General features: G+C 60.1%; 7 protein-coding genes and 1 pseudogene. 6 read left to right on the top strand and 2 right to left on the bottom strand.

Going from position 1 to position 8,066, the window contains the following annotated elements; genetic code table 11:
* Together DBR18_RS29365 and DBR18_RS16985 are read right to left on the bottom strand one after the other, a co-directional pair.
* Positions 1-454: undecaprenyl-diphosphate phosphatase (locus DBR18_RS29365; protein WP_371921109.1), on the bottom strand; the 454-nt coding region annotated here is incomplete at its 3' end.
* A 254-nt stretch (positions 455-708) separates the two neighbouring features.
* On the bottom strand, positions 709-2,547 hold the full coding sequence (locus DBR18_RS16985) for a sigma-54-dependent Fis family transcriptional regulator (protein ID WP_108591170.1): 1,839 nt from the start codon (positions 2,545-2,547) through the stop codon (positions 709-711).
* 340 nt (positions 2,548-2,887) lie between these two features.
* Here DBR18_RS16985 and DBR18_RS16975 point away from each other — a divergent pair, with 340 nt between their 5' ends.
* The 6 genes and pseudogenes from DBR18_RS16975 to DBR18_RS29360 form a co-directional block, all read left to right on the top strand.
* Complete coding sequence (locus DBR18_RS16975; protein ID WP_108591169.1) at positions 2,888-3,982, top strand: ABC transporter ATP-binding protein; 1,095 nt, start codon at positions 2,888-2,890, stop codon at positions 3,980-3,982.
* Positions 3,982-5,091: an ABC transporter ATP-binding protein gene (locus DBR18_RS16970; protein ID WP_108591168.1), complete on the top strand. Its 1,110-nt coding sequence runs from the start codon at positions 3,982-3,984 to the stop codon at positions 5,089-5,091. Before DBR18_RS16975 ends, DBR18_RS16970 begins: the two co-directional genes overlap by 1 nt.
* Positions 5,088-5,954, top strand: coding sequence for a carbohydrate ABC transporter permease (locus tag DBR18_RS16965; RefSeq protein WP_103521754.1), 867 nt, complete (start codon positions 5,088-5,090; stop codon positions 5,952-5,954). Before DBR18_RS16970 ends, DBR18_RS16965 begins: the two co-directional genes overlap by 4 nt.
* Positions 5,955-5,963: 9 nt before the next feature.
* Positions 5,964-6,764 carry a carbohydrate ABC transporter permease gene (locus DBR18_RS16960; RefSeq protein ID WP_108591167.1) on the top strand — a complete coding sequence of 267 codons (801 nt, stop codon included), beginning with the start codon at positions 5,964-5,966 and terminating at the stop codon, positions 6,762-6,764.
* Positions 6,765-6,774: 10 nt separating this feature from the next.
* Positions 6,775-7,047: a DUF2160 domain-containing protein gene (locus DBR18_RS16955; RefSeq protein WP_027614647.1), complete on the top strand. Its 273-nt coding sequence runs from the start codon at positions 6,775-6,777 to the stop codon at positions 7,045-7,047.
* Between the two features lie 47 nt (positions 7,048-7,094).
* Positions 7,095-8,066, top strand: a pseudogene (locus DBR18_RS29360) (carbohydrate ABC transporter substrate-binding protein); the annotation flags it as partial.

Below are 8,066 nucleotides of genomic sequence, written 5' to 3'. Positions count from 1 at the left end.
GTTCGGCAGCCGCCAGCAGCACCGCCATGACCACACAGGAAATCCCGATCACCATCAGGCCGCGCAACGGTGAGTTGCAGGCATTGAGTGTCGATGACAACGCTATGCCGGCGATGCCGATGGGAATCGTCGCCAGCACAATCGCCACCGCGAGGATGAACCAGCGGTTGTTGAAATCCCGCTGGCGCACCGCATTGACGCTGCCGCCGACCACTTGCCGGACATCGCGCCAGAAATAACTGACCACCGCCGCCAGTGCGGCCAATTGCATCGCTGCAGAAAACGCCGAGCCGGGATCCGGCCAGCCGAGCAGGGCCGGAACGATGCGCATGTGCGCGGTGGAGGAAACGGGCAGCAACTCGGTGATGCCTTGAATGATGCCGAGGAAGCCGATCTGCAGGTAGTCCAGCGAAGCGAAGCCGATATCGAGGCCGGTGGAACAGATGTTGGTCAAAGCACGTGTCCTGTGAAGATCAGGAGGAGGGAGGTGTCTGGATCAAAGGCAGGGCGAAAAGCTGAAACATTTCGTCACAGTCTAGTCGGTTCGGTCAATGGGGGCGGTTTGATAGTGGTGGGGTGAATGGTCTGACGCCATCGCGGGCAAGCCCGCTCCCACAGGTTTATTTGTGGTTCACCCTTGTTGCGTACAACCCGAAACCCTGTGGGAGCTGGCTTGCCAGCGATGAGGTTCGCTCAGACAACGCGCCATTACGCCTGACGCAACCGCTTGTAAAGGGTATTGCGACTAACCCCCAACCGCCGCGCCAGATGCGAAATATTGCCCCCGGCCGCCTTCAACTCCCGGTTCAACGCCTCCACATCATTCAGATCCAGCCCCAGCGGCTGCACGCTCTCCACCGGCTCCATCTCCAGATCGACAAAAAAATCATCCGGCAAATGCTCCGGCCGCACCGGTTGTTCCTCGGCCATTGCCAGCGCGACCTGCATCACGCTGCTGACTTGGCGCAGATTGCCCGGCCACGGATGCCGGCTGAACAGTTCCAGCACTTCGCGGCTCAGGCCGGCCCATTGCGTCGGTTCGCGATGCTGTTCCCACAGGCGTTTGAAGAGCGCTTCTTTGTCACTGCGCTCGCGCAGCGGTGGCAGTTCCAGGGTCAAACCGCCAATTCGATAGTACAAATCCTCGCGAAACCGGCCCAACTGCACTTGCTCGCGTAAAGAGCGGTTGGTTGCCGAGATGATCCGCAGATCCACCGGGAACAACTCGCTGCTGCCCACCGGTTGCACGCAGCGCTCCTGCAATACCCGCAATAGCCGCGCCTGAGTCGGCAGCGGCATGTCGCCGATTTCATCGAGGAAGAGGGTGCCTTTGTCCGCCTTGCGGATCAGGCCGATGCTGCCCTTCTGGTTGGCGCCGGTGAACGCACCTTTCTCATAGCCGAACAGCTCGGATTCCACCAGTTCAGCGGGGATCGCCGCACAGTTGACGGCAATGAATGCCTGTTTGCTGCGCGAGCTGGCCTGATGCAGGGCTTTGACGAAGACTTCCTTGCCGACCCCGGTTTCGCCGTGGATCAGCAGCGGGATGTCCTTTTCCAACAGCCGTTCGGCTTGGCGCACGGCTTTTTCCACGCGGCTGTCTCCGAAATGCAGGGAATTGAGGCTGATCATTCCCGGTACTTTGATCGGCGCCGTTTTGGGCTCGGCAAATACCCGAGGCTGAATCGGCGCCTGTTTCGGGCGCTTCAACAAGCATTGGAAGCGATTGCGCCCCGATGTCTGCAGGGCGAACGGCAATCCATCTGGCTGATTGATCAACTCCAGCAGCGACACGTTGAACAGACTCTCGACGCTGACCCGCGACAGCCGCACACCGAGCAGATTGTCCGCCCGGCGATTAGCCGACAGTACCTGACCACTCTCATCGAAAATCAGCAGCCCGGCCCACTGACTGTCGAGGTTGTTCAACCCGGTGTTGAAAGTCAGTTGAAAGTGCTGACCGTGGAACAGGTTGAGGATCAGCCGGTTCTCCACGGTCTGGCTCATCATCTTGACCATGCCCAACGTGTGCGAGGGCGGCAGGTAACTGTCGCTGGACACGTCGAGCACGGCGATGACCTTACGCTCGGCATCGAAAATCGGTGCGGCGGAGCCGGTCATGAAGCGGTTGGCCTTGAGGAAGTGTTCATCGTGCTCAATGTGCACCGCTTGCTCGCAGGCCAGCGCGGTGCCGATCGCATTGGTGCCGCTGCAGCGTTCCATCCAGCTCGCCCCGGCGCTAAACCCTCGGGCGAGGTTCGGCTCGATGAAGCGCTGAGTGCCCCACGACGTCAGCACCTGGCCCTGATGGTCGGCGAGCATGATCAGGCAATTGGAGTTGCTCAGGATGTTCTCGTAATACGGCAGCACTTCCTGATGGGTGGTCTGCACCAGCGCGTGGTGCCGGTCGAGCAATTGCGCGATGCCGGCGGCGGGCAGTTGATCGAAGGCCGGAGCGCTTTGATGGTTGAGACCGAAGGCGCGGCAACGTTGCCAGGAATTCTGGACGATTGTGTCATGGGACAGCGGCGGGGCAGGTGCGGCCATGGTGGTGGGCCTCTGATGCAGCGTCTTTATTATTGTTATGACCCACACATTTCCCCTGTAGGAGCTGCCGAAGGCTGCGATCTTTTGATCTTGTTCTTGAAAACAAAAGTCAAAAGATCGCAGCCTTCGGCAGCTCCTACAGGGGGGGTGAGCAGTTCATAGAGTGTTGTTCACTATTGTTCATTGTCAATCGCCCGACTGTTCAAATGTGTTCAGCAATGAACGCTCATTCCTCGCGTTTTCGGCGCTTTTCGTCACAAATCAACCACTTGCCATTTCTGGCACGAATGTCGCTCTGCTGCACAGGTCGCTTGACTCCAATAATAAAAAAGGCCGAGCCATGTCACTCACCCTGGAGCACGTCAGCCGTACCGTCGAGGGCCAGACCTGGATCGACGATGCCTGCCTGACATTCGAACCCGGATCCTTCAACGTTCTGCTCGGCCGCACGCTGTCCGGCAAGACCAGCCTGATGCGCCTGATGGCCGGTCTGGACAAGCCCGACAGCGGGCGGGTCCTGATGAACGGCGTCGACGTCACCCAGCGCCCGGTGCGCCTGCGCAACGTGTCGATGGTCTATCAGCAGTTCATCAATTACCCGACCATGACCGTGTTCGAGAACATCGCCTCGCCGCTGCGGCAGGCCGGTGTGGCCAAGGACATCATCCACAGCAAAGTGCTGGAAACGGCAAAGATGCTGCGCATCGAGAAATTCCTGCAGCGCTATCCGCTGGAGCTTTCCGGCGGCCAGCAGCAGCGCACGGCGATGGCCCGGGCGCTGGTCAAGGATGCCGAGCTGATCCTGTTCGACGAGCCGCTGGTCAACCTCGACTACAAGCTGCGCGAAGAACTGCGCCAGGAAATGCGCGAGCTGTTCAAGCTGCGCCACACCATCGCGATCTACGCCACCACCGAACCCAACGAAGCCTTGGCGCTGGGCGGCACCACGACGATTCTGCACGAGGGCCGGGTGATCCAGAGTGGCGCCTCGACCTCGGTCTACCACCAGCCGCAAACCGTGTTGGCGGCGGAGCTGTTCTCCGAACCGCCGATCAACCTGATGCCCGGGCGCATCGCCGGCAACGAAGTCAGCTTCGCCAACTTCGTGCACTTCCCGCTGAACGTCGATCTGCGCCCGGTGGGCGAGGGCGAGTTCCGCTTTGGCGTGCGCCCCAGCCATATCTCGCTGGTGCCGAGCAACGATGATGATCTGGAACTGGCGGTCACCGTCGAAGTGGCGGAGATCAGCGGTTCGGAAACCTTCCTGCATGTGCGCAACGAACATTTCCTGCTGGTGCTGCACCTGCCGGGGGTTCACGAATACGACGTCGATGCGCCGATCCGCATTTACATCCCGACCCACAAACTGTTCGTGTTCGATGCGCAGGGCCGTCTGGTGCAGGCACCGGGCCGGCGTGTCGCGAGGGTTGCCTGATGGCCGAAATCCGTTTGCAGCACCTCGCCCACAGCTACAGCAAAACCCCGAGCGGGCCTGACGATTACGCGATCCGCGAGATGGATCACATCTGGGAGCAGGGCGGCGCCTATGCCTTGCTCGGCCCTTCGGGTTGCGGCAAATCGACCTTGCTCAACATCATTTCCGGCCTGCTCAGCCCCTCGCAAGGGCACGTGCTGTTCGATGGCAAAGCGGTGAATGACCTGACCCCGGAGAAGCGCAACATCGCTCAGGTTTTCCAGTTCCCGGTGGTCTACGACACCATGACCGTGTTCGATAACCTGGCTTTCCCCTTGAGAAATCAGGGCATGGCCGAGGCGAAAGTGCACAGCAAGGTGCAGGAAATCGCCGAAGTCCTCGACCTGCAAAATCTGCTCAGCAAAAAGGCCCGCAACCTTACCGCCGACGAAAAACAGAAAGTCTCCATGGGCCGTGGTCTGGTGCGTGACGACGTTTCGGCGATCCTCTTCGACGAGCCGCTGACGGTGATCGACCCGCACCTGAAGTGGAAGCTGCGGCGCAAGCTCAAGCAGATCCACGAGCAGTTCAACATCACCATGGTCTACGTCACCCATGACCAGCTCGAAGCCTCGACCTTCGCCGACAAGATTGCGGTGATGTACGGCGGGCAGATCGTGCAGTTCGGCACGCCGCGGGAACTGTTCGAGCGGCCGAGCCACACCTTTGTCGGCTACTTCATCGGCAGCCCGGGGATGAACCTGATCGAGGTGCAGCCGCAGCCGGGCGGGGTCGGTTTCGCCTCGACGCACTTGCCGTTGTCCGACGCCTTGCAGCGACACATCGAACACGGTCAGTGGAGAAATCTGAAGGTCGGCATCCGCCCCGAGTTCATTCACGTCTGGGACGAGCCGTTTGACGAAGCGATGCAGGCGCGGGTGGTCCACGTCGAAGACCTCGGCACCTACAAGATCCTCACCCTCGACCTCGACGGCGCGCCGCTGAAGGTGCGTCTGGCCGAAGACAAACCGGTGCCGCAGGGCACGGCTTATATCAGTTTCCCGGCGCAGTGGCTGATGGTCTATGCCGACGAGTTTCTGCTTGAAGCCGATGATGAGGTACAGCCATGAACAAGGTGCAGAACAACAAGGCCTGGTGGCTGGTGTTGCCGGTGTTTCTGCTGGTGGCGTTCAGCGCGGTGATCCCGATGATGACCGTGGTCAACTATTCGGTGCAGGACATTTTCGACCAGTCCAGCCGCTACTTTGTCGGCGCTGACTGGTACAGGCAGGTGCTGCTCGATCCGCGTCTGCACGACTCGCTGTTGCGCCAATTCATCTACTCGGCCTGCGTGCTGCTGATCGAAATCCCGCTGGGCATCGGCATCGCCCTGACCATGCCGACCAAGGGCCGCTGGTCGTCGGTGGTGCTGATCATTCTGGCGATTCCGTTGCTGATTCCGTGGAACGTGGTCGGCACCATCTGGCAGATTTTCGGCCGTGCTGATATCGGCCTGCTCGGGTCGAGCCTGAATGCGTTGGGCATCAGCTACAACTACGCGGCCAACACCATGGACGCCTGGGTGACGGTGCTGGTGATGGACGTCTGGCACTGGACTTCGCTGGTGGCGCTGTTGTGTTTCTCCGGGCTGCGGGCGATTCCCGACGTGTATTACCAGGCCGCGCGGATCGACCGCGCCTCGGCGTGGGCGGTGTTCCGGCACATCCAGTTGCCGAAGTTGAAAAGCGTGCTGCTGATCGCGGTGATGCTGCGCTTCATGGACAGTTTCATGATCTACACCGAGCCGTTCGTGCTCACCGGCGGCGGGCCGGGTAATGCCACGACGTTCCTCAGTCAAACGCTGACGCAGATGGCGGTCGGCCAATTCGATCTGGGGCCGGCAGCGGCGTTCTCGCTGGTGTACTTCCTGATCATCCTGCTGGTCTCGTGGCTGTTCTACACCGCCATGACCCATTCCGACGCCAACCGCTGAGGCCCGGCCATGAGCAAAAGAAAACTTGTTCCGTTGCTGGTGTACATCCTGTTCGTGCTGGTGCCGATCTACTGGCTGTTGAACATGTCGTTCAAGAGCAACACCGAAATTCTCGGCGGCTTGACCCTGTTTCCGCAGGAGTTCACCTGGCACAACTACAAGGTGATTTTCACCGACCCGAGCTGGTACAGCGGCTACATCAACTCGCTGTACTACGTCAGCCTGAACACGGTGATTTCGCTGAGCGTGGCGTTGCCGGCAGCCTATGCGTTTTCCCGCTATCGCTTTCTCGGCGACAAGCACCTGTTCTTCTGGCTGCTGACCAACCGCATGGCGCCGCCGGCGGTGTTTCTGCTGCCGTTCTTTCAGTTGTATTCGTCGATCGGGCTGTTCGACACCCACATCGCCGTCGCGCTGGCGCACTGTCTGTTCAACGTGCCGCTGGCGGTGTGGATTCTTGAGGGTTTCATGTCCGGGGTACCCAAGGAAATCGACGAAACCGCGTACATCGACGGCTACAGTTTCCCCAAGTTCTTCGTGAAGATTTTCATCCCGCTGATCGGCTCCGGCATTGGCGTCACCGCGTTTTTCTGCTTCATGTTTTCCTGGGTCGAACTGCTGCTGGCGCGCACGCTGACCTCGGTGAATGCCAAGCCGATTGCCGCGGTGATGACCCGCACCGTGTCGGCCTCGGGCATCGACTGGGGCGTGCTGGCGGCGGCGGGGGTGTTGACCATCCTCCCGGGCATGCTGGTGATCTGGTTTGTTCGCAACCACGTGGCCAAGGGCTTTGCTCTGGGTCGGGTCTGAGGAACACATGATGGAATGGATGAGCTGGACCACCCCCACCGCGGGGTTCTTTATCGCCATCGGCCTGTTGCTGGTGGGCATGACCACTTGGGAACTGCGCTCGCCGAGCATCCTGCGGCGCGGTTTTCTGCCGATTGCCACCACCCGTGGCGATCGCTTGTTCATCGGTCTTCTCGGCAGCGCCTACCTGCATCTGCTGGTAATCGGCGTCACCGACTGGAGCATCTGGGTAGCGTCCGCGCTGTCTCTGGTGTGGCTGTTGGTTGTGATGCGCTGGGGCTAGTCGAGTCGCTCGGCAATCGTGCTCCGTAACTCAAACTGGAGGTCTCTATGTTCGACAAAAACAATAAGCTGCGACATAGCATTTCATTGGCAGCCATGCTGGCACTCAGCGGTTTGAGCGCGTCTGCCTGGGCCGATGCCTACGAAGACGCGGCGAAAAAATGGATCGGCAGCGAGTTCAAGCCGTCGACCCTGACGGCGGATCAGCAGCTCGAAGAATTGAAGTGGTTCATCAAGGCCGCCGAGCCGTTTCGCGGCATGGAAATCAAAGTGGTTTCCGAGACCCTGACCACCCATGAATACGAGTCCAAGGTGCTGGCCAAGGCCTTCACCGAAATCACCGGGATCAAGCTCACCCACGATCTGCTGCAAGAAGGCGACGTGGTGGAGAAAATGCAGACGGTGATGCAGTCGGACAAGAACATCTACGACGGCTGGGTCAACGACTCGGACCTGATCGGCACGCACTTTCGCTACGGCAAGACCGAATCGATCACCGACCTGATGGCCAACGAAGGCAAGAACTTCACTTCGCCGACCCTCGACATCAAGGACTTCATCGGCATCTCGTTCACCACCGCGCCGGACGGCAAGATCTATCAGTTGCCCGATCAGCAGTTCGCCAACCTGTACTGGTTCCGCGCCGACTGGTTCGAACGCGCCGATCTGAAAGCCAAGTTCAAGGAAAAGTACGGCTACGAATTGGGCGTGCCGGTGAACTGGTCGGCCTATGAAGACATTGCCAAATTCTTCAGCGAAGACGTCAAGGAAATCGACGGCAAGCGCGTCTACGGGCACATGGACTACGGCAAGAAAGACCCGTCGCTGGGCTGGCGTTTCACCGATGCCTGGTTCTCCATGGCCGGTGGCGGCGACAAAGGTTTGCCTAACGGCTTGCCGGTGGACGAGTGGGGGATTCGCGTCGAGGACTGCCATCCGGTCGGTTCCAGCGTGACCCGCGGCGGCGACACCAACGGCCCGGCGGCAGTGTTTGCCACGCAGAAATACGTCGACTGGCTC

This window comes from Pseudomonas sp. HMWF021, from assembly GCF_003061005.1.
GTDB lineage: Bacteria > Pseudomonadota > Gammaproteobacteria > Pseudomonadales > Pseudomonadaceae > Aquipseudomonas.
The sequence above is the reverse complement of the archived record's forward strand: the minus strand, read 5'-3'. Positions and strand labels throughout refer to the sequence as shown.

Coding starts and splice junctions, on each gene's coding strand:
- DBR18_RS16970 (WP_108591168.1), top strand. CDS start 3,982: ATGGCCGAAATCCGTTTGCAGCACCTCGCCCACAGCTACAGCAAAACC.
- DBR18_RS16955 (WP_027614647.1), top strand. CDS start 6,775: ATGGAATGGATGAGCTGGACCACCCCCACCGCGGGGTTCTTTATCGCC.
- DBR18_RS16960 (WP_108591167.1), top strand. CDS start 5,964: ATGAGCAAAAGAAAACTTGTTCCGTTGCTGGTGTACATCCTGTTCGTG.
- DBR18_RS16985 (WP_108591170.1), bottom strand. CDS start 2,547: ATGGCCGCACCTGCCCCGCCGCTGTCCCATGACACAATCGTCCAGAAT.
- DBR18_RS16975 (WP_108591169.1), top strand. CDS start 2,888: ATGTCACTCACCCTGGAGCACGTCAGCCGTACCGTCGAGGGCCAGACC.
- DBR18_RS16965 (WP_103521754.1), top strand. CDS start 5,088: ATGAACAAGGTGCAGAACAACAAGGCCTGGTGGCTGGTGTTGCCGGTG.